Source organism: Lysinibacillus sp. FSL P4-0201, from assembly GCF_038593425.1.
GTDB lineage: Bacteria > Bacillota > Bacilli > Bacillales_A > Planococcaceae > Lysinibacillus > Lysinibacillus capsici.
This window is the reverse complement of record NZ_CP151995.1, coordinates 1,068,642-1,088,660: the sequence shown is the minus strand read 5'-3', so window position 1 is coordinate 1,088,660 and position 20,019 is coordinate 1,068,642. Positions and strand designations below refer to the sequence as shown.

The 20,019-nt window shown below is 36.9% G+C and carries 19 protein-coding genes; 2 read left to right on the top strand and 17 right to left on the bottom strand.

Annotation, left to right across the window (positions count from 1 at the left end; all coding sequences use genetic code 11):
- Positions 1-26 precede the first annotated feature (26 nt).
- From MKY76_RS05150 to MKY76_RS05095, 12 genes are all read right to left on the bottom strand, one after another.
- Positions 27-1,178 (bottom strand): amidohydrolase, encoded by a 1,152-nt coding sequence (locus tag MKY76_RS05150; protein WP_054550501.1) that lies wholly within the window; start codon positions 1,176-1,178, stop codon positions 27-29.
- A 12-nt stretch (positions 1,179-1,190) separates the two neighbouring features.
- Positions 1,191-2,594, bottom strand: a complete 1,404-nt coding sequence (locus MKY76_RS05145; protein ID WP_112117478.1) for an AbgT family transporter — start codon at positions 2,592-2,594, stop codon at positions 1,191-1,193.
- 296 nt (positions 2,595-2,890) lie between these two features.
- Entirely contained in the window at positions 2,891-3,751 is an 861-nt protein-coding gene (locus MKY76_RS05140; RefSeq protein ID WP_066037825.1) for a LysR family transcriptional regulator, read from the bottom strand.
- Positions 3,752-3,911: 160 nt separating this feature from the next.
- The gene (gene sdaAA / locus MKY76_RS05135; RefSeq protein WP_004269428.1) at positions 3,912-4,820 is read right to left on the bottom strand and encodes an L-serine ammonia-lyase, iron-sulfur-dependent, subunit alpha; all 909 of its coding nucleotides are present in this window, start codon (positions 4,818-4,820) and stop codon (positions 3,912-3,914) included.
- A gap of 14 nt (positions 4,821-4,834) precedes the next feature.
- On the bottom strand, positions 4,835-5,497 hold the full coding sequence (gene sdaAB, locus MKY76_RS05130; RefSeq protein WP_048391657.1) for an L-serine ammonia-lyase, iron-sulfur-dependent subunit beta: 663 nt from the start codon (positions 5,495-5,497) through the stop codon (positions 4,835-4,837).
- A 351-nt stretch (positions 5,498-5,848) separates the two neighbouring features.
- A complete protein-coding gene (locus tag MKY76_RS05125) occupies positions 5,849-7,498 on the bottom strand; it encodes a DAK2 domain-containing protein (protein ID WP_342557486.1) in 1,650 nt (549 codons plus the stop codon).
- Positions 7,499-7,516: 18 nt separating this feature from the next.
- The gene (locus MKY76_RS05120; protein WP_004269431.1) at positions 7,517-7,876 is read right to left on the bottom strand and encodes an Asp23/Gls24 family envelope stress response protein; all 360 of its coding nucleotides are present in this window, start codon (positions 7,874-7,876) and stop codon (positions 7,517-7,519) included.
- A gap of 108 nt (positions 7,877-7,984) precedes the next feature.
- The gene (locus MKY76_RS05115; protein ID WP_342557485.1) at positions 7,985-9,193 is read right to left on the bottom strand and encodes a diguanylate cyclase; all 1,209 of its coding nucleotides are present in this window, start codon (positions 9,191-9,193) and stop codon (positions 7,985-7,987) included.
- 168 nt (positions 9,194-9,361) lie between these two features.
- Positions 9,362-10,966, bottom strand: a complete 1,605-nt coding sequence (locus MKY76_RS05110; RefSeq protein WP_103117570.1) for a M20/M25/M40 family metallo-hydrolase — start codon at positions 10,964-10,966, stop codon at positions 9,362-9,364.
- Positions 10,967-10,990: 24 nt separating this feature from the next.
- On the bottom strand, positions 10,991-12,418 hold the full coding sequence (locus MKY76_RS05105) for an amino acid permease (protein WP_066037828.1): 1,428 nt from the start codon (positions 12,416-12,418) through the stop codon (positions 10,991-10,993).
- A gap of 110 nt (positions 12,419-12,528) precedes the next feature.
- The gene (locus MKY76_RS05100; RefSeq protein ID WP_342557484.1) at positions 12,529-13,290 is read right to left on the bottom strand and encodes an arginine deiminase family protein; all 762 of its coding nucleotides are present in this window, start codon (positions 13,288-13,290) and stop codon (positions 12,529-12,531) included.
- A gap of 14 nt (positions 13,291-13,304) precedes the next feature.
- Positions 13,305-14,177 (bottom strand): arginine deiminase family protein, encoded by an 873-nt coding sequence (locus tag MKY76_RS05095; RefSeq protein ID WP_054549885.1) that lies wholly within the window; start codon positions 14,175-14,177, stop codon positions 13,305-13,307.
- A gap of 305 nt (positions 14,178-14,482) precedes the next feature.
- On the opposite strand from MKY76_RS05095, the gene MKY76_RS05090 reads away from it, so the two are divergent.
- Both MKY76_RS05090 and rpmB read left to right on the top strand, forming a co-directional pair.
- A complete protein-coding gene (locus MKY76_RS05090) occupies positions 14,483-15,226 on the top strand; it encodes an IclR family transcriptional regulator (RefSeq protein ID WP_048395357.1) in 744 nt (247 codons plus the stop codon).
- A 186-nt stretch (positions 15,227-15,412) separates the two neighbouring features.
- The gene (rpmB, locus tag MKY76_RS05085) at positions 15,413-15,601 is read left to right on the top strand and encodes a 50S ribosomal protein L28 (RefSeq protein ID WP_004227417.1); all 189 of its coding nucleotides are present in this window, start codon (positions 15,413-15,415) and stop codon (positions 15,599-15,601) included.
- A 92-nt stretch (positions 15,602-15,693) separates the two neighbouring features.
- Here the strand turns inward: rpmB and spoVM are convergent, their stop codons facing one another.
- The 5 genes from spoVM to pknB are packed head-to-tail and all read right to left on the bottom strand — an operon-like array spanning position 15,694 to position 20,019.
- The gene (gene spoVM, locus MKY76_RS05080; protein ID WP_099805045.1) at positions 15,694-15,795 is read right to left on the bottom strand and encodes a stage V sporulation protein SpoVM; all 102 of its coding nucleotides are present in this window, start codon (positions 15,793-15,795) and stop codon (positions 15,694-15,696) included.
- An 18-nt stretch (positions 15,796-15,813) separates the two neighbouring features.
- Positions 15,814-16,467 carry a thiamine diphosphokinase gene (locus tag MKY76_RS05075; protein ID WP_048395359.1) on the bottom strand — a complete coding sequence of 218 codons (654 nt, stop codon included), beginning with the start codon at positions 16,465-16,467 and terminating at the stop codon, positions 15,814-15,816.
- Positions 16,464-17,132 carry a ribulose-phosphate 3-epimerase gene (gene rpe, locus MKY76_RS05070; protein WP_342557885.1) on the bottom strand — a complete coding sequence of 223 codons (669 nt, stop codon included), beginning with the start codon at positions 17,130-17,132 and terminating at the stop codon, positions 16,464-16,466. Before rpe ends, MKY76_RS05075 begins: the two co-directional genes overlap by 4 nt.
- 2 nt (positions 17,133-17,134) lie before the next feature.
- Positions 17,135-18,019 (bottom strand): ribosome small subunit-dependent GTPase A, encoded by an 885-nt coding sequence (gene rsgA / locus MKY76_RS05065; RefSeq protein ID WP_048395362.1) that lies wholly within the window; start codon positions 18,017-18,019, stop codon positions 17,135-17,137.
- A gap of 11 nt (positions 18,020-18,030) precedes the next feature.
- Positions 18,031-20,019, bottom strand: a complete 1,989-nt coding sequence (gene pknB / locus MKY76_RS05060; RefSeq protein WP_103117567.1) for a Stk1 family PASTA domain-containing Ser/Thr kinase — start codon at positions 20,017-20,019, stop codon at positions 18,031-18,033.

Sequence of the window (20,019 nt, the reverse complement as noted above, 5' to 3'; positions counted from 1 at the left end):
AACTCCTTTTCGTATAAATAGTCTGATTATTTATGTTGCAAGATAATATTTATAAATAGTTGAATCGCATCAGGGAAAACATCTTCATCTAGATCAAATCGTGGATGATGATGTGGATATTGGCTTTTTTCACCACCCATACCTACAAAAACAAATGCTCCAGGCTTATGTTGTAAATAATAAGAAAAATCTTCTCCACCCATGACTGGTTCGACTACCTTAAATGCGGTATCTCCGAATTGTTCCCGTACAATCGATTCAATAAATCGCGATTGTGTTGGATCGTTGACGAGCGGAGGTGTTCCTAAAATAAAATCGATTTTTCCTTCTGCTCCAAATGCTCGGCAAATCCCTTCTGTTAAACTTACCATTTTCGTTTTAATGATTTTTACAGTGTTCGGTGTCAATGCTCTGATCGTTCCAGTTAATTTTGCCGTATCAGGAATAATATTATAAGTGGTTCCCGCTTGTATATTACCAACTGTAATGACACCCGCATCGATAGGATTGACATTTCTACTTATGATACTTTGAAAAGCTTGCATTAAATGGCTAGCTATATAAATAGGATCAATTGTTTCATGTGGCATCGAACCATGACCACCATACCCTTGAATTATAATTTCAAAATCATCAATAGAAGCCATCATCGGTCCATGTGTTAAACCTATCTTCCCTTTCTCTAAACCTTGCCATAAGTGAATGCCAAAAATAGCATCTATATCTTCCAACACACCTTTTTGAATTAATAAATCAGCGCCACTTGGGGTGATTTCCTCTGCTGATTGAAATATAAGCTTGATATTCGGCTCGATTTTCTCTCTATTTAAGCTTATCCATGTTGCAACTGCTAATAAAATCGCTGTATGACCATCATGGCCACACATATGAGCAACACCTTGCCTGTCTGAAATGTACGGTTTGTCTCCCTCTTCTTTTATAGGTAAGGCATCTATATCGGCACGTAATGCAATAGTTTTTGTTCCCTTTGTCCCTTTTATAAACGCCACTACACCTGGAGGTTCATAATCTAGAATTTCTATATCTAACTCCTCTAGTCTTTTGCGAATAAACTCACTTGTTTCGTATTCTTCACCAGAAAGCTCTGGGTATTGGTGCAGATGACGGCGATCCTCTATTGCCTTTTCTGCTAATTTTTTTATATTCATTATTTCCATTGTTAATCTCCTTTAGAAAGGTCCGTATTGTATGACTTGTGCAATAATGAGCGATATTACCGCAACTGTTACTTGAATAAGCATAAACGGAAAAATCCACTTTATCCATTTACCCCAAGGAATACCCGCAATTGATAATCCCGCCATTAAAAAACCTACTGTTGGGAATATAATATTCGACATACCATCGCCAAATTGATAGGCAAGTACGGCTGTTTGTCTTGTAACACCGATCATATCTGATAAAGGTGCCATAATTGGCATCGTTAAGGCAGCCTGTCCACTTCCTGATGGTACTAAAAAATTTAAAAATAACTGGAAGATAAACATCCCTACAGCATTTAGTGCAGGTGGAACTGAATCAAGCAATGCAGATGTGTAAAAGAGAATTGTATCAATTAATCCTGAGTTATTGAAAATCACTAAAATAGACTGAGCTAACCCAATGATAAGAGCGCCACCAACTAAATCACCTGCACCCTTCATAAATGAATTAGCAATATGCGAAGGTGATAATTTGCCAATAAGCCCCATTAAAATACCAAACAATAAAAATAAACCAGCTATTTCAGTAATGTACCAACCTAGTTTTACAACCCCGTACATCAATACGATAAAATTCAAAAGAAATGTAGCCATAACAAGCTTATGTCTTATTTCCATTTTCGAATTCCCCTGTACGAAATCACTCTCATCATTGCGAAAATTTCCATAAAAGCCGAGTTTAGGATTATTTTTTACTTTTCTTGCATAGCGATAAACATATATTGTTGCTACTGTGTATAAGACAACAAAAATGACAATTCGAAAAGCAATTCCTGAAAATAATGGCAAGCCCGCAATCTCTTGCGCTATTCCTACTGTAAACGGATTCATAACAGCTGCCGAAAATCCGACAGATGCACCAAGAATAACAATTGCAAAACCTGTAATTGCATCAAACCCTAGGGCAACAGCAAGCGGTGCAAGAATCCCTACATATACAATCGTTTCATCAGACATCCCCATTAATGACCCAGCACAGGCGAAAAACAACATTAATACTGGTATTATTAACATTTCGCGTTTTGCCATTTTTACAGATAGCATGGCGATAAAGGATTCTAATGCCCCTGTGGCTGATAGTATTCCAAAGGTACCTCCTACAATCAATACGAAGAAAATAATACTTGCTCCTTGCATCATGCCTGAATGTACACTGCTAAAAATATCCAGAAAGCCAATGGGGTTCATATCTGTAAAACTAAATGTCCCAGGTTGAATCACTTGACGTCCATTAACTTCTTCCCGTTGAAATGAACCAGCTGGAATAAAATACGTTAAAATGGATGATATAACAATAAGACAAAAGATTAACACATAAACATTAATTCCTTTTTGTTGCTCTATTTCTTTATTAGCTATAAATTTACTCATCCGCCATCCTCCTTAGTTGAATCATTGAATAAAAACAAATTTTTATGTCCACTATCAATACGTAACATATCTCTCCAACATAAAAAGCCATCCCCTTTTTTTGAAATTTCCGTCTTATTCATTGTAATTGATAAAAAAATAAATAAAAAATTACTATTTTGAATAGTTACTATTGATAAATTTACATATAAATTCATCGGGATACATCAAAAAAATTACAAATAAAAAGAACGTTACATCCCTGCGATTTCACCAGGCAGCAACATTCTTTTCATTCTTTTCGATATACAAACTAATTAAATTGTTTTCCATGTGTCTTTAACTAAATCAATAAATGTACTTACATTACTAAATGTTTTAGCATTTTGAGGAAAAATTAAATAAGTGGGTAACTTTTTAGGGAATCGGTACAGAACTTGAAGACTCCCTTTTGTTACCTCTTTTTGAATAATAATATCACTCAACAAGGCTAGACCCACTTGTTCCATTACTGCTCTCTTAATTGCTTCCTCGCTTCCAAATTCCACTATTGTTTGTGGCTTACACTTAATTTCTTGCAGGCAACTGACAATACAGTCATCCATTCCATAGGTTATAAAGGGATAATCATCAAATATTTCCTGCACAGTACGATCCTTTATAATAAGCGGATTTCCAACCAATACTAAATCCTCTTCCTCCAATAAAATCCCCTCTACACCAGCGTAACTAGGGGATCCAGCTACAAAACCTATATCTGCTTGGTTTGAACTCACAAGTTTGGCTGTTTCTTTACTATTGGCACAAAGAAGTTTTAGGTTTACCTGAGGGTACTGTTTTAAAAACGAGCCGATAATATGTGATAAATAATAGCCGCAATAAAACTCTGGTGCAGCGATTGTCAAATGACCAAATGGCTTTTCGAAATTCTTCAGATCCTGTTCCATTTCTTCAATAATCCCAAATAATTGATCTGTATGTTCCTTTACTATTTTTCCTACTTGAGAAAGAAACATTTTCTTACCCATTCGATTAATTAAGATATGCCCTAACTCCTCCTCTAACGCTTTAATCTGTTGGCTAATTGTAGGCTGGCTATAATTAAGAATTTCAGCCGCTTTTGTAAAGTTGAGGTAAGTTGAAACAACATGAAATGTTTTCAAATTACGCAAATCCATCTCTATTCACGTCCCTGCTATATAATTAAGATACATACATTTCCTTATTAAAATTTAATTATACTTAAATCGACTATGTACGTAAGAGGTTTTTTCTTTCCAGTAAGTTATCAACCAACATAAAAACATGCTACCTATTTAGATAGCATGTTTCTTATTTTTATTGAAGTGCTTTAATGCTTTGTAAGCCACCATTTTCAAGGATGGCTTTACTGATCGCCTTCCCTGTTGGTGTTGCTGCTAGACCGCCTCGTGCCGTCTCTTTAAGATTAGGACTCATAGATTGTCCAATGCGATACATAGCACCAATTACTTCATCACATGGAATACGACTTGTTACACCAGCAAGTGCCATATCCGCCGCTACTAGGGAGTTAGATGCACCCATTGCATTACGTTTGACACAAGGCACTTCAACCAAGCCTGCCACTGGATCACAAACAAGACCTAGCATGTTTTTTAATGTAATAGCAAACGCTTCTGAACATTGCTGTGGTGTACCTCCAGCCATTTCGACAATAGCAGCGGCAGCCATACCTGCAGCTGAACCAACCTCTGCTTGACAACCACCAGCAGCCCCAGAAATGGAAGCGTTATTGGCTACCACAAATCCAAATGCTCCTGACGTAAATAAATAACGAATCATTTGCTCACGAGTTGGATTTAGTTTGTTTTTTACTGCAAACAGTGTTCCTGGCACTACACCTGCTGAACCTGCTGTTGGTGTTGCACAGATTGTTCCCATTGCAGCATTTACTTCATTAGTTGCAACCGCTTTACTTACTGCATCTAATAATAAATCACCTGAAAGTGACTTTCCTTGTGCAATATAATTTTGAAGTAATACGGCATCCCCACCAGTTAAACCTGTTACTGATTGCACACCTTGTAATCCACGTTCGATTGCTTCTTCCATCACTGTTAAATTTCGATCCATTTGCTGGATGATTTCTTCACGCGTTCTACCAGTTATCAATATTTCTTGTTCAATCATAATTTCTGATATTAATTTATCTTCTTTCTCTGCTCGTTCAACAAGTTCACGAACATTATGAAATAAAACGTCCATCACGGGACACCTCCTTAGTTATTAATTTTTGAGACCTTTGTAATATATGGAATTAAAGATATTTGCTGTAGCACCTTATCCTCAATGTTTTGATCAACTTCAATCACCATTAAAGCAGTTAAACCACGTTCGATACGTGATACCTCCATATGCCCAATGTTGACTTCATGCATCGCCAAGCAATTGGCTACATTGGCAATACAGCCAGCACGATCGTCATGAACTACAAGAATAGCTGGCATACCACCAGTTAAACGTAACTTAAAGCCATTGACTTCACTGACTTCAATTTTTCCGCCACCAATTGAAATACCGACTACTGACATTTCCCCTTCATCGTCTCCAATGACAAGTCGAGCCGTATTTGGATGCTCGGTATTAGCTGTTTCCGGAATGAATTCGTATTCTAATCCTGCTTGTTTGGCATCTTCAAATGCCGTTTTAATACGATCATCAAATGTATCGTAATTTAATAAGCCTCCTACAATCGCAACATCTGTACCATGCCCTCTATACGTTTCTGCAAACGATCCATATAAATGAATTTTTGCCCATTTAGGTTGTCTACCAAATAAATCCCTTGCAACACGCCCGATGCGAGCTGCTCCTGCCGTATGAGAGGAGGAAGGCCCAATCATGACTGGTCCAATAATATCAAATACTGAAGTAAACTTCATACAAACACCCCTCTATTCTATCCGTATAATAATATTTATTTTTATTTATATCATGCTTGATAGTTACTATAAAAGTAAAGCATTTAATTTATCAACTTTCAGAAAATTACCACTACTATAATTTATAGTAAATATTTATGCTTATTTATTGTCCGTACCATATATACACAAATATGAAAGAGTTGCTATTTCAATATTTCCAAATTTTATATCCTGTGGGTACGTACATTGAATGATTCATATTTAGTACGTTTTTAATAAATTTAATCCAACATTCTCTTTGTAGCATAAACAAAAGCAGTACACGTTTTGTGCACTGCTTTCTTTACGGAATAGCAAAGTAGCATGTAATTATTCTACTGAAATAATATATGGATATAACCCTTGTTTACCATCAAATAATTCAACTTCTACATCCGGATAGTTCTCTTCTATGAAAGCTACCAACTCAGAGGCAGCTTGTTCAGTTGTATCTTCACCATAAATGACTGTAACAATCTCAGCATCTTCATTGACTAAATCCTTAATTACTTTTTCAGCTGCATCCTTTAGTGCTGGTGTAGAAAGGACAATTTTTCCTTCTGCCAATGCCATAAAATCATCTTTGTGAATTTCAACACCATCAATAGATGTATCACGCACTGCAAAGGTAACTTGACCTGTCTTCACATTTGTAAATGCTTCTGACATTGTTTTTTTATTTACATCAACAGCTGCCTCTGGGTTAAACGCTAAAATCGCTGCCATTCCTTGAGGAATCGTCTTAGTAGGAACCACTGCTGCATCAATTTCTAACAGTTCAACCGCTTGCTCCGCTGCCATCACTATATTTTTATTATTCGGTAAGATTAATACTTTCTCTGCACCGATTTCTTGTACAGCCTTCACGATATCTTCAGTTGAAGGATTCATTGTTTGACCGCCTTCAATGACATAGGAAGCACCGATAGAGCGCAATAATTCTGCCACACCCTCACCCATAGCAATCGTTACAATAGCATATGGATGTTTTTCTACCTTTTTAGCAGGCGTAGGGGCTTTATGTTCCTCGCCAACGATTGCTGAATGCTGCTCACGCATATTATCAACTTTAATTTTTATAAGACTACCGTATTTTTGGCCAATTGATAGAACAGAACCTGGTTGCTCGGAATGGATATGAACCTTCGCAATTTCCTCATCTGAAATAACAAGTAAAGAATCACCTAAAGGATTTAATTCATTACGGAATTGTTCTTCATTAAAAGGTTCTTTTCCTTCTTCTAAGCGTACCATTATTTCTGTACAGTAACCAAATTCAATATCAGCAGTGTTCATGAAATCTTGGGCTCTATGATGTTCTGCATTGATTAAATCATCTAGCGTCGCATCATTTTTCTCCGGAAGAGCCTCCCCCTTTAAGGAAGCTAAAAATCCTTCATACACAAATAGTAAGCCTTGACCACCACTATCTACCACACCAACTTCTTTTAAAACAGGCAGTAGGTCAGGTGTACGATCCAACGATGCCTTTGCCTCTGCTGTAAAAGCTTCCATTACGGCAATGATATCGTTTTCAGTTTCTGCTACTTCTACACCTTTTTTCGCAGCTTCACGTGCCACCGTTAAAATTGTTCCTTCTACTGGCTTCATAACAGCTTTATATGCCGTATCAACACCCGCTTGGAATGCTCCAGCAAAGCCCTTTGCATCAATTGTTGACTCCTTCTCAATAAACTTCCCAAAACCACGGAATAACTGAGATAGAATAACGCCTGAATTCCCACGCGCTCCCATTAACAAGCCTTTTGATAATGCCTGTGCTGTTTTACCAATATGCTCTGAAGCAGCATGCTCTGTTTCCTTTGCACCAGATGTCATCGATAAGTTCATATTTGTACCTGTATCACCATCTGGAACGGGGAAAACATTTAATGAATCTACATAATTTGCATTTTGGTATAGGTGATGCGCCCCCATTTGTACCATTTCAGCAAACTTTATACCGTCTAAAGACTGCATTCGATTTAGTTCCTCCTCTTAATTCGCTACACGAACGCCCTGTACAAAGATATTGACAGATTTTACGCTCATACCTAATGTTTTATCTACTGTATATTTCACTTTCGATTGTACTTGATAAGCCACTTCCGAAATTTTTGTCCCGTAACTAACAATAATGTACATATCTATATGTAAATCGTCGTCCTGTTGTCGAATTACAACACCTTTTGCGAAGTTTTCTTTACGTAAAATATCAGTTAGACCATCACGAATTTGATGTTTAGATGCCATGCCAACAATACCGTAGCATTCTACAGCAGCTCCACCAGCAATTTGTGCAAGTACATCTGTTGAAATATCAATTTGGCCGAATTCATTGTTTAATTCAATTGACATAGAAATGCCCCCTTGGCTCTTTTTGACTAAACTATATTGTAACACTTTCGTTATAATTTAAGCAACCTAAGGGGGTATTGAAGGGCTTCGTAGCAACGTTTTCTGACTTCAAATAGACGCATTTGCTTCTTCATCAAAAATTGCCATTTTGCAGAAATAGTTATTTCGTCCGTTTTGCTTTGCCAAATATAGCGCTTGGTCAGCTAATTCACAACATGTTTGTAAATGCTCATATTTTGCGATTTTAGCTTGACACATTCCAATACTAACAGTAACTTGTTGGGCAATAGTAGATTGTAGGTGCGGTATATTAAGTTGTCGAATTTCCTCTAAGATTTCTTCACATACAGGTTCAGCAACCTTATAAGTATGCTGGCTTATCATAACAAATTCCTCGCCACCCCAACGGGCAACAAATGCATTATACTTCCCTGCAATTTCCTCCAATAGAGATGCGACTTTGACAATTGCTGCATCTCCCTGCAAATGACCATAATAATCATTAAATTTTTTAAAGCAATCAATATCAATCATTACGACTGTTAAAGGCTGTGTTTGATAAAGTTGCTGTCCTATCTTATTCAATTTTTGGTTAAATGCACGTCGATTAGGTAGATTCGTTAAAGAATCTTTTAATGCTTGCTCTGCTAATTCATTATTTTTAATAGCCAACAATTGTGATAGTCGCTTCGTTTTGGTCATTTCCTCATTCAATAAAATATGCTGGGTATGGATTTGTTTACGAACCTTATAGGTCTGATATTGAATCATTACACCAATAGGTATTAATAATGACATGGGTAATATAATTTTTATATTTTCACTCGATATTCCAGCACTCATATATGCACTCACAATAATGGCTGATGCAGAAAGCAAAATAATCCAGACAATTTTTCGTAAAGGTAACGCGAATACTGTACAAATAATGATTAAAATAACCTCATAGAGTGCTGCATGACGGAAAAAGTAAACATCCAATACCGATATCGCAGTAATCAAAAGCATTATTGTGTAAATATAAACAACAACCAACCGTTCATACTTCTGTATATTAACAGGAGTAATATGAATTCGCTTTTCTCGGATAAACAATAATACTGCAACATCTATATAAAACATAGCGATATGAATGGCAATATAGACGGGAACCATGGCTCTTTCCGCCTTCACAAAAAATACCTCTCCATAATGTATTAACGAAATAATGACTGATACATACATGAGTGTCCAAGCAACTATTCTCATCCCTTTTAAATTCGACTGAACCATTTCTTCGCGAATAGAAAAAGCTAATTTTTCTTGATTTTCCATCATGCTCTCTCCTCATGCCCACTTTCAAATAATTATAATGTCCTATATGTATCGTCATGATAACGAAAAATACAAGTCAATCTAAATTTTTCTGATAAATAAAAAAGTTGATACCTTTATAGCATCAACTTTTTACATTGTATTCAATTAAATATCGAAAAATTTATTTGGCTAAAATAGACTTTTAATAAGCGTGTCAATCATAACAGGCATCTCTTTAAACGCACTATCCACATGCAATCGTTCTGTTTTTTGATGGGCATCCTTACCAAATGGACCGACATTTAAGACAGGACCTTGTAATGCTGCCATCTCTTTGAATGGAATATGATACGTATCGCCCCATACAGGTGTGTTCCGTTCAAATGCTAGCCACTCATTGGATGCATCTGAATAGTTGACATAGCTTAAATCACAGATTCCGTTAAAGTAGTGGATCTGCTCCACCTCAATATCAAATGTTTGAGCTGTTTGCTTCATTAATTCAATCGACTGTTTCACTAATGGATGGTTGGATGAATTAATGGCTGGATAGTAAGGTGGTGCATATAACAGAACTGTGGCAGGTGCTAATTCCTGACAGCGAATCATGAGCTGATCCACAATACGAATGGATTTTTCACGATCATCCCATGCAGGATGCTGCTGAACCTGGTGCTTAATCGCTTGTACTTCCTCAGCTCCTAACTTATGGATCGCATGCTCCAATAATGCCTCATAGCGTAAGACCTTTACCTTGCCCACACCCTGAACATTTTCGCGTGTACAAATGTCCTGATAGTGCGCATTGCAAGCAGCCATTGCCTGTAACGCAACTTCCTCAAAAATAGCCATCACCTCAGCCGCTGTACGTTTTAACAAAAAGACATTGTAAAGTGCCGCCGCACGGTATGGTGTTTGTGTAGAATACTCCATTTTTAAATCTTTTAATTGTAGAGAGACGGGTAGTGGTGTGCTTTCGCCTAAATCTGTTTCACGGAAAAGGGGATTCCACTCCATATGCTGTGTCATATAGGAAGCGATAAAGGGAGCCGTCATCCCTTTTAATGGCTCACCGACATGTGTCTCTTTTCCGTAGAACAAAGCAGCAGGCATAATTTTACCAATTGTACCTGAATAAATATATTCATTCGTATCCGAAGGCCCTTGTGAAAACGATGGCTCACTATTTAAAAATAATTTATAGGTTAAGCCATGCTGTTCCCGCAGTCTCACCAGTTCCACAACAGCCGCTCTCATACCAGCAGAGTTGACTTCCTCATCAGGGACCGTTGTTAAAATCAAATTAATCGGCCATTGCTCAAAGCTTGCCTTTTCGATCAACTGCATGTGTAAGGCAAGACCCATTTTCATATCCATTGTGCCGCGTCCAAATAAATAATTCCCAGACGCCAAATCAATGCGAGCTGCCTCTGGTAAATCTTTTAGGTATTTAGGTTCCATTAGCTTTTTCGTTAGTTCTTCTGGAGAAAAGGCTAACGGCTCTAGTTCACCATATTCCTCTGTATGCACGGTATCGAAGTGACTGATTAACACAACGGTTTCAGTTGCGGTTGGATGCTTATAGAAGGCTGTCACTGCATTTCTGCCAAGTCCTGCATCATGTAATTCAATCAAGTCTGGGTGCTTTTCAAAATATGGAAGCGTTAACAATTTATCTTTTAGTCGAAAGGCAAATTTATTTTCACCCTCCGTTAATGTTCGGCTTTCCCAGCTCACAAGTTCACATAATAGGGCACGTAGTTTTTCGGGTGTATCCCACATAAAAGTATTCATGATTTTTTCTCCTTAGAGGTACGATTAACGAATTTCTAGTGTTTCTTCACTTTTGCTATCTGTAGCAGCAGTCGCCGCTTTCTTTAATTTCAATTGATAAAAAATCATACAGGCAATAAAGAAGCCAATCCCGTATAGTAAACCAATCCTTTGCGTTGGATCAAACGCTAAAAATACTAAAATTAAAACACAAAAGATTATACAAAATACTGGAATCAACGGGAATAGTGGTGTTTTAAATTTTAGATCAGCCACATTTCCTCCCGACTTCACATAGCGATAACGGAACATTAACTGAGAAGCACATATTCCCATCCATGAAATTGTGACAGATATACCTGCTACCGACATTAGTAATACAAATACAGCATCAGCTTCCATTACACTAGTTAATAAAGATAAGAGTGAGAATACCATCGTAAAAATAAGCGCATTTAAAGGTACTTTATTTTTCGTTAATCGACCAAATAACTTGGGCGCCATCCCCTCTTGTGACATGGAAAATAATAAACGTGTTGATGCATATAAACATGAATTACCGACTGATAAAATAGCTGTCAAAATAACAAAGTTCATGATACCAGCTGCATATGGTACACCAGCTAAATTCATTAACGTGACAAATGGACTTTCCATAAGCCCAAGCTCTGATGCTGGGAATATTGCCGATAATACAATAATGGAAGCAATATAGAAAACGATGATTCTAAATAGAATTGTACGAATCGCTCTAGGAATATTTTTTTCAGGGTTCTCGGTCTCCCCTGCTGCAATACCCACCAGCTCTGATCCCTGATAAGAAAAAATTACATTCATCATTGTGACAAAAATAATCGTAATACCTGCTGGGAATAAACCAGAAGGTGCTAAATTTGTGAGATGTGGAGTAGGACGATCTGCTAATGGAATTAAACCAAAGATTGCTGCTCCACCAATAATGATAAATGCAATCACTGCAACAACTTTTATACTAGCAAACCAGAACTCTGCTTCAGCAAAGCCCTTCGTTGTTAAAGCATTTAAGACAAATAAAAGAACCATAAACACAGCACACCATATCCAAATTGGTACACTTGGAAACCAATGCTGCATTAAAATACCTGCAGCCGTAAATTCAACGCCTGCTGTGGCAGCAGATCCAACAAAATACATCCAACCTAATGAAAAACCGGCTGAAGGACTAATGAAACGTGTTGCATATGTTTGGAAAGAACCTGTAACAGGCATGTAAACAGCCAATTCCCCAAGACAATTCATGACCATAAACAAAATTAAGCCACCAAATAAGTAACCAATCAGTGCACCGCCGGGTCCTGCCTGGTTAATGGTATAGCCTACATTTAAAAATAAGCCTGTTCCAATAACACCCCCAAGTGAAAGCATTAACAAGTGACGACTTTTCATCGAACGCTTTAATTGATTATTGTGAAGCTGATCCCCTTTATTCAACATCCATCCCTACTTCCCATATAATGTAAAAATATTAAATATTCTGATATTTTAAGAATGAAAGTACCCAATCAATTTTCTCTTTTAAATTGATTGGGTATTATTAGATTTACTTAAAAACGTAATGATAAACAGCTTAAACCACCATCGTGTTTTCTAAATTCAGACATATCAAGTTCAATTGTTTGATAGCCAAGGTCTAGTAATTTACGATTTGTTTCTGGATAGCCAGCTGGAATAATAATATAATCATTTACTTGAATACAGTTAGCTGAATATTCATCCTCTTTAGGAATCACAATTTTTTCGTAAGATTCAAATGCAGGATGATCGACAAATTCACCAGCTAGCACCATACGATTTTCCCCAACATAGGCAATTCCAGTTTTTAAATGGAAGAATTCTTTTAATGGAATAATAGTTGCTTCATAACCTTCTTGTTCAACAATCTCTTTAAATTGCTGAGCACCTTCTTCATTTGTGCGTTCTGAGATCCCTACGTAAAACTTTTTCTCTGCTTGTAGTACATCTCCACCATCAAGTGTTCCAGAACCTTTAATATAGTAAATTTTTTCATAGAATTGCTTTACAGCTGGTTCGATTTCTTCAATTTCGCGGTTACGAGCTGCTGCTCCAGGATTCGATATAATAGCAAATTCAGCCGTTAATACAGCTGTATCCTCTACAAATGTTGAATCTGGAAATGCTTCATTTGCTGGTAATTGTGTAACTTCTACACCGCATTTTTTTAAAGCCTCTACATAATGTTCATGTTGTTCAAATAATTTTTCTAAAATCGGCTTTCCTAAATCACTAGTTGTTAAACCGTTTACAAAACTATTACCTGGATTTTTAACAATAACATTTTTAAACATATTCATCTTCTCCTTTATCCTCTTACTACTGGGCAAGTTAGGCAAGTCGGCCCACCTGTTCCTTTAACAGTAATTTCATCGCCTTTATATTCGTACACCGTTGCTCCAGCATCAAGTAGCTGTTGCTTTGTTTCTTTGTTGCCTTGAGGAATCACACATACCCTTGGTGCAAGCGCTAAAACATTACAGCCTAACGAATCGTATTCATCTTTAGGTACTTCTACTAGCTGGATGCCACGCTCAATTAGCAGTTGTCTGAAAAATACTGGCATTAAACGCGAATGCACAACAGCTAAATCTCGGTCTACCATACTTATGAAAGACATTAAATGTAAACATTCAGCTTCACCAAGATCATGTGGTAGTTGTACAACTATAAATTCATCTACCATATCGGCTGTCATTTCCTTTAACTGACGAATGGCTTCATCGTTTGTTCGATAACCTCTACCCACAACGAGCGTTCGATCATCTAGCCAAACAATATCTCCACCGTCTGAAACTGCCTCTCCAGTAAGTTCACCAATTATTGGTATACCTTTTTGCCGTAAAAAGTCCTTGTATACTGCTGCTTCTGGTTGTCTTAATTTTTTGCCTGATTTCAGTATTATGGCACCATTTGGAGTGAATTTAACTGGATCATGTGCATAAAGAGAATCTAATCCTACTTCATCTGCTATAGGCAGATATTCAATAGTCTCAACATACTTTCCAAGAATCCCAATAAATTCAGCGTATTCGCTTAGAGCTTCTTCATAATTAGGCTCAGATAAGTAGTTAAATGTTTTCCATTCCTCACTAAGATGTGTCTGGCTTCGGAAAGCATCTTTTGGATCTTTTACAATAACATGTTTCAAAGGCGCATACATTGATGAACAATAATGCATTCCTTTCACCTCATTTCCGTGTAGTGGAAAACGTTTCCGTTAAGAGGAAAGTTTATATGAAGAATATATTCGTTTTATGCTATACTGTCAATATATTTAGAAAACTTTTATTTTTCTTTTAATCTAGATTGCGTTCACCCTTGGAAAAAATGCTATCGTTTATTAAAGAAGCCTCTTAAAGGATCCTTTTGTAGCTTTCGTGAATTAAAATAAGCATTTGTTTAGACTTCTGATTTGTACGGGAATATTGGAACTAGACGTAGATGGAGAATAAAAATAAAATAGGATGAAGGGAGGTGGGACAAATGCAATTATTAGAGCGGGCGATGACAATTGCCAAGGTTTTAGCAGCTGATGCAAACGACAGTAGCTTGTCCATTTCAGAGCTTTCTACAAAATGCGATTTACCGCTAAGTACTTTACATAGAATTTTAAAAGCCATGATTAAACAAGGGATGATTGAGCAAGATGAACAGACTAAATATTATCGGCTTGGAACCATATGGATGGAACTTGGCTTACAGGTGTATGATACGATGGATTATATTAGCAAAATCAGACCTGAGTTAGAACGATTAGCCAGGGAGGTTGAAGAAAGCGTTTATTTAAGTAAACCAGCTGGATTAGATACGATTATTATAGAACGGATAGACAGTGCAGCTAATCCGATTCGTATTTATGATCAGTTGGGTATTCGCATTCCTATGCATATCGGAGCGGCCAATAAGGCCATACTTGCCTCAATGTCAGCGCTACAATCCAAAGAAATTCTAGAGCAACTAGTAACTAAAGATGAAATGGCCGAATTAGAGGAGCAGCTTCACCAAATTCGACAACAAGGCTATGCAATAAGTCATGGAGAACGAACTGCAGGTACTTCCTCCATTGCTGTCTCTGTTTTAGATGGTTTTGGTGAAGTGATAGGAGCAGTCAGTATTGGTTTTGTAAACTTTAATGTCTCTCAAGATCATATTAATACATTGATTGAGCGATTAGTTGATACTGGTAGACGTGTATCGCTGAAACTTGGTTATCGAGGAAAAGGATAGGAGAACTATTCCCCATTAAACTTCTCTACTTTTCATAAATGTTTTATGTCTGTAAAGGTTTTTTTCTTGAAAGGTTATGTGAAAACTGTTGCACTGAACGCCATCGTATGTTAAATTATTATGGTATGTGAAATACCGAACTGAAATAATAATCTTTCAGCATCAACAGTAAGGAGGGAATACAACATGCCAAAACAATGTGTAATCACTGGACGTAAAGCTCGTACTGGTAACAACCGTTCCCACGCTATGAACGCTAACAAACGTACTTGGGGTGCTAACCTTCAAAAAGTTCGTATCTTAGTTGACGGTAAACCAAAACGTGTATGGGTTTCTGCTCGTGCATTAAAATCAGGTAAAATCGAGCGCGTTTAATCGCTGCTTCTAAAAAATCGATTTCGCATTGAGCGCAATCGATTTTTTTCTTGATTAGTATTCTAGAAGAAAGTAAAAAAATCCGACTAACACTAGTCGGATTTTTTTACTTTCTTATCTTTTTTAAATAGGTTAATACACGTACGCGTGATACTACTCACGAATTTCGGCAATTGGAACGTATATACTTTCAGGACTCTCTCCCCCTTACGCTAATCTATGCTTCTTATCATTAAACATATGCCTTGCGAGAAAGATATAGACCCTGAAGTTCCTATTATTTCATTACTTGTAAATCGAGATGTTCCTAAGGAAATTTCCTCATTCGTTGTTTCATATTTTACTTGTCGTAATGTTACACCTTGAATAGGCTCCTCGTGAGCAAAAAAAGACAAGTATCGGTATCGATCATCTGCATAAATTGTATGTGTACCTGGTAGTAAAAATTGCAACATATTAGTATGATTGATTATCTTTAACTCAATTTGAGGATGCTCTTTTTGTAACCGATAAATAGAACGAACAGCTGCCTCGTAATGATCTAAACGCCCACCCGTCACACCTGTCAAAATAATTTCTTGTGGTGCAAACGTATAGGCTTTAAGCAAAGCTAAATCCGTGTCTGTTTCATTTTTCTCTTCTTGAAAACGTTGTTGATCATTGGTTTGTGCCATTACTTGTCGATATTCTTCATCCGTTAAAGAATCAAAATCACCAACAATAGCATGGGGCGTAATTCCTTGCTCAATTAAATATAAAGCGCCACGATCAGCCCCGATAAACACAACATCCTGTTGTTGCTGAAACGATGAAAATGAACAAAGCTCATTTTTTGGACCACCTGCACAAACAACGACTGTCGTCATCCTTTAATCGCTGCCTCACCAGCTAGTAAAATCTCTTGAAGAGCAGCTGTTCGATCTTCTTTACTATAGATAGCTGACCCAGCTACAAAAATTGTCGCTCCAGCCTGTGCACATGGCACAATTGTTTCAGCAGTAATACCACCATCAATTTCAATAGCAATATCTAAGCCTCGCTCCTTAATTATTGTTGATAATGCTTCAATTTTAGGTACAACAGAATGAATAAATTTTTGTCCACCGAATCCAGGATTAACAGTCATTAATAATACCATATCAATATCTTCTAAAATGTGTTGAATTGATTCTATCGGTGTATGTGGATTTAATACGACACCCGCTTTTACACCAAAAGAACGGATTAATTGAATTGTTCGATGTAAATGACGGCATGTTTCTACATGTACTGTAATATAATCTGCTCCAGCTGTTGCGAACTGTTCAATATACTGATCTGGATTTTCTATCATTAAATGCACATCTAATGGTAACTTCGTTAATGGACGGATAGCATCCAATACAATAGAACCAAATGAAATATTCGGTACAAAGTGACCATCCATTACATCAATATGAATAAGTTGTGCACCTGCTTGCTCTACTTCCTTTACTTCTTCACCTAACTTTGCAAAATTTGCTGCTAAAATTGATGGTGCTATTTGTATCATCATTAATACCTCGGCTTTCGATCCATAATTTCTTGCATAAATTGTTCATAATGCTTGTAGCGGTAGTCTCGAATTTCCCCTGCTTCTACTGCTGCCTTTACTGCACATTTTGGCTCTTTCAAGTGTAAGCAACCTCTAAATTTACAATCATCCGCTACTCTAGCCATTTCAGGAAAACATACACCTAATTCTTCTTTCTCAATTTCGTCAAAATCAAAGGAACTAAATCCAGGCGTATCTGCTAATAAACCATCACAGACCTCTATCAGTTCAACATGACGAGTAGTATGTTTACCCCGTCCTAAGCTTTGGGATATAATACCCGTTTTTAAGTTCAACTCTGGAATGAGCGTATTAAGCAAAGTTGATTTCCCAACGCCCGATTGGCCAGCTAAAACGGTGGTTTTTCCCTTTAAAATAGGACGTAACCGTTCTACTAATTCTTCTTCATCTTTATATGTTTGCAAAACTGTATAGCCCATGCTTTCATAATCTGCTATATAATTTTGTAATTCATCACGTTCATCATTTTCTAGCAAATCCATTTTTGTTAAACAAATAATAGGATGTACATGGAAGGATTCTAACACAACTAAAAAACGATCCAGTAAAATGGTATTGAAATTCGGTTCCTTTACAGAAAACACCAAAATACCTTGATCAATATTCGCAATTGGCGGACGTACTAATTCATTTTGACGCTCAAAAATCTTTTGTATTGTCCCATCAGAGCCTTCAGTTTCCATTGTATACTCTACAATATCGCCTACGAGTGGGGATTCGCCACGATTACGAAATACCCCACGTCCTCGACATTGAATCAATTGATGTCCATCAAATACATAATAATAACCACTTAATGCTTTTCTTATTTGGCCTTGCGCCATCCAATTCCTCCTTAATCGACATCATTATAATTAACTTTGCCTTCTAAAATTATTTCTGAGTCACGAATTATTCTATAACTCGCATCTTTGCCATCTTCAATTGTAAGCTGAATGTTGTATGGCGTATCACTTAAAATTTCAAATACTTCAACAGGTTCAGACAATGTATGATTTTTATCTTGAATTTCAATTCGAATATTTTGAGCTATTCCCTCTTCTGTAGGTTTATACTCAATGACTACAGGTATGACACGTAGTTTATCGGGCTGTTTTGCTGGCCCTTTACTTATTACAACCGATATCATAGAACCTTCTTCTACCATAGTACCCGCTTTTGTCAATTGCGAAATTACACTGCCAGCTGGGATGGTTTCATGATGTTCTTCACGAGATATACGCCAATTGAGACCTGCTCTTTTCACATAGTCATCCATATCAGCTTTCGTATAATTTACAACATTTTCAACCCTTACCATTCTAACTCCTTGGCTAACTTTAAACGTGATTGTTTCTTCTTTCGCTACTACCTCAGAATTTGGTGGTATGCTTTGTTCAATAATTCTTCCTTCTGGCTCATTAGAAGGGACATCCTCTTTTATTACGTCTTTATACTTTCCTTTTATTAAAGCTTCAACTTGACTATAATTTTGTCCTACATAATTATCAACAGTCGTCATCTCTACACCTAAACTAACGATTAAGTCTACCTCTGAGCCTTTTTCACGTAATGAATTTTTTGATGGGTCCGTTTCAATAACTTTCCCCTTCTCTATTTCCTCATGATTTCGCTCCTGATGCTCTTCACCAACAACAAATCCATCTGCTTCTAATTTTTTTGTCGCTTCCTCTATTGTTAAATTTGCTACATCTGGTATAGCCACTTTTTTCGGGCTAAATAAATCTTTTGCAAAAATAAAGAATAAGAAAATGACAACCGCTGCAATGAATAGTCCTGCAACATATTTGGGCCAATTTTTCTTCTTTGCCTTTACAGGAACTGGCTTTTCTACAGGCTTTTTAGGTTGTGGTTGAGAAGGTGCTTTAGCTTCCATAATCGGTTCAATAACTCTTGTTTTAGTTAGATCTTCGTCTTTTTTATGCATCTGCTCTTTAATGATGGGAATAGCTCTCGTTACATCATTATCCACAGGTATGACAAATTTGGGATCGTTGATTCTAGATGGTGTTAGTACGGTTTCCAAATCTTCATACATTTCTTCCACTGTAGTATAACGATGGGATGAATCTTTGGCAGTAGCCTTTAATACTACATTTTCCAAGCTTTGGGGAATCGTTGCATCAAAAGCACGGACAGAAGGTGTTTCGGCTTGTAAATGCTTAAGTGCTATTGAAACAGCAGATTCACCAGAAAATGGAAGTTCACCTGTTAATAATTCATATAACACGATACCGAGTGCATAAATATCTGATTTGTTTGTAGCTGTACCGCCGCGAGCTTGCTCTGGTGATAAATAATGGACTGTACCAAGCACAGAATTTGTTTGAGTAAATGATGTAGCACTTAACGTCATGGCAATACCAAAATCCGTAATTTTCACATTACCTTCCGCATCCATTAATATATTTTGCGGTTTAATATCACGGTGGATAATATGATTTTCATGGGCATTAGCAATGGCAGACGTTAATTGCTTCATAATATGCACACTTCTAGCAGGAGAAATTGGTGCAAATTCTTGTATGTACTGCTTTAATGTTTTTCCTTGAACATATTCCATCACAATATAGTGTAGATCTCCATCGTCACCTACATCATAAACACTAACAATATTTGGATGTGTAAGACTTGTAGCAGACAGTGCCTCACGTTGAAAACGTCGATGTAATTCATCCTCATTGGAAAAATCATAGCGTAATATTTTAATGGCTACATCACGATTTAAGATCATATCGTGTGCTAAATAAACATTGGACATACCTCCGCCACCAATGAGTTCTAAAATTTTATAACGGTCACTAATTCTTTTACCTACAAGCAT

Excerpts from the sequence above, each read along its gene's own strand:
- MKY76_RS05150 (WP_054550501.1), bottom strand. The coding sequence starts at position 1,178 with ATGGAAATAATGAATATAAAAAAATTAGCAGAAAAGGCAATAGAGGAT.
- MKY76_RS05145 (WP_112117478.1), bottom strand. The coding sequence starts at position 2,594 with ATGAGTAAATTTATAGCTAATAAAGAAATAGAGCAACAAAAAGGAATT.
- MKY76_RS05140 (WP_066037825.1), bottom strand. The coding sequence starts at position 3,751 with ATGGATTTGCGTAATTTGAAAACATTTCATGTTGTTTCAACTTACCTC.
- sdaAA (WP_004269428.1), bottom strand. The coding sequence starts at position 4,820 with ATGGACGTTTTATTTCATAATGTTCGTGAACTTGTTGAACGAGCAGAG.
- sdaAB (WP_048391657.1), bottom strand. The coding sequence starts at position 5,497 with ATGAAGTTTACTTCAGTATTTGATATTATTGGACCAGTCATGATTGGG.
- MKY76_RS05125 (WP_342557486.1), bottom strand. The coding sequence starts at position 7,498 with ATGCAGTCTTTAGACGGTATAAAGTTTGCTGAAATGGTACAAATGGGG.
- MKY76_RS05120 (WP_004269431.1), bottom strand. The coding sequence starts at position 7,876 with ATGTCAATTGAATTAAACAATGAATTCGGCCAAATTGATATTTCAACA.
- MKY76_RS05115 (WP_342557485.1), bottom strand. The coding sequence starts at position 9,193 with ATGATGGAAAATCAAGAAAAATTAGCTTTTTCTATTCGCGAAGAAATG.
- MKY76_RS05110 (WP_103117570.1), bottom strand. The coding sequence starts at position 10,966 with ATGAATACTTTTATGTGGGATACACCCGAAAAACTACGTGCCCTATTA.
- MKY76_RS05105 (WP_066037828.1), bottom strand. The coding sequence starts at position 12,418 with ATGTTGAATAAAGGGGATCAGCTTCACAATAATCAATTAAAGCGTTCG.
- MKY76_RS05100 (WP_342557484.1), bottom strand. The coding sequence starts at position 13,290 with ATGTTTAAAAATGTTATTGTTAAAAATCCAGGTAATAGTTTTGTAAAC.
- MKY76_RS05095 (WP_054549885.1), bottom strand. The coding sequence starts at position 14,177 with ATGCATTATTGTTCATCAATGTATGCGCCTTTGAAACATGTTATTGTA.
- MKY76_RS05090 (WP_048395357.1), top strand. The coding sequence starts at position 14,483 with ATGCAATTATTAGAGCGGGCGATGACAATTGCCAAGGTTTTAGCAGCT.
- rpmB (WP_004227417.1), top strand. The coding sequence starts at position 15,413 with ATGCCAAAACAATGTGTAATCACTGGACGTAAAGCTCGTACTGGTAAC.
- MKY76_RS05075 (WP_048395359.1), bottom strand. The coding sequence starts at position 16,467 with ATGACGACAGTCGTTGTTTGTGCAGGTGGTCCAAAAAATGAGCTTTGT.
- rpe (WP_342557885.1), bottom strand. The coding sequence starts at position 17,132 with ATGATACAAATAGCACCATCAATTTTAGCAGCAAATTTTGCAAAGTTA.
- rsgA (WP_048395362.1), bottom strand. The coding sequence starts at position 18,019 with ATGGCGCAAGGCCAAATAAGAAAAGCATTAAGTGGTTATTATTATGTA.
- pknB (WP_103117567.1), bottom strand. The coding sequence starts at position 20,019 with ATGCTTGTAGGTAAAAGAATTAGTGACCGTTATAAAATTTTAGAACTC.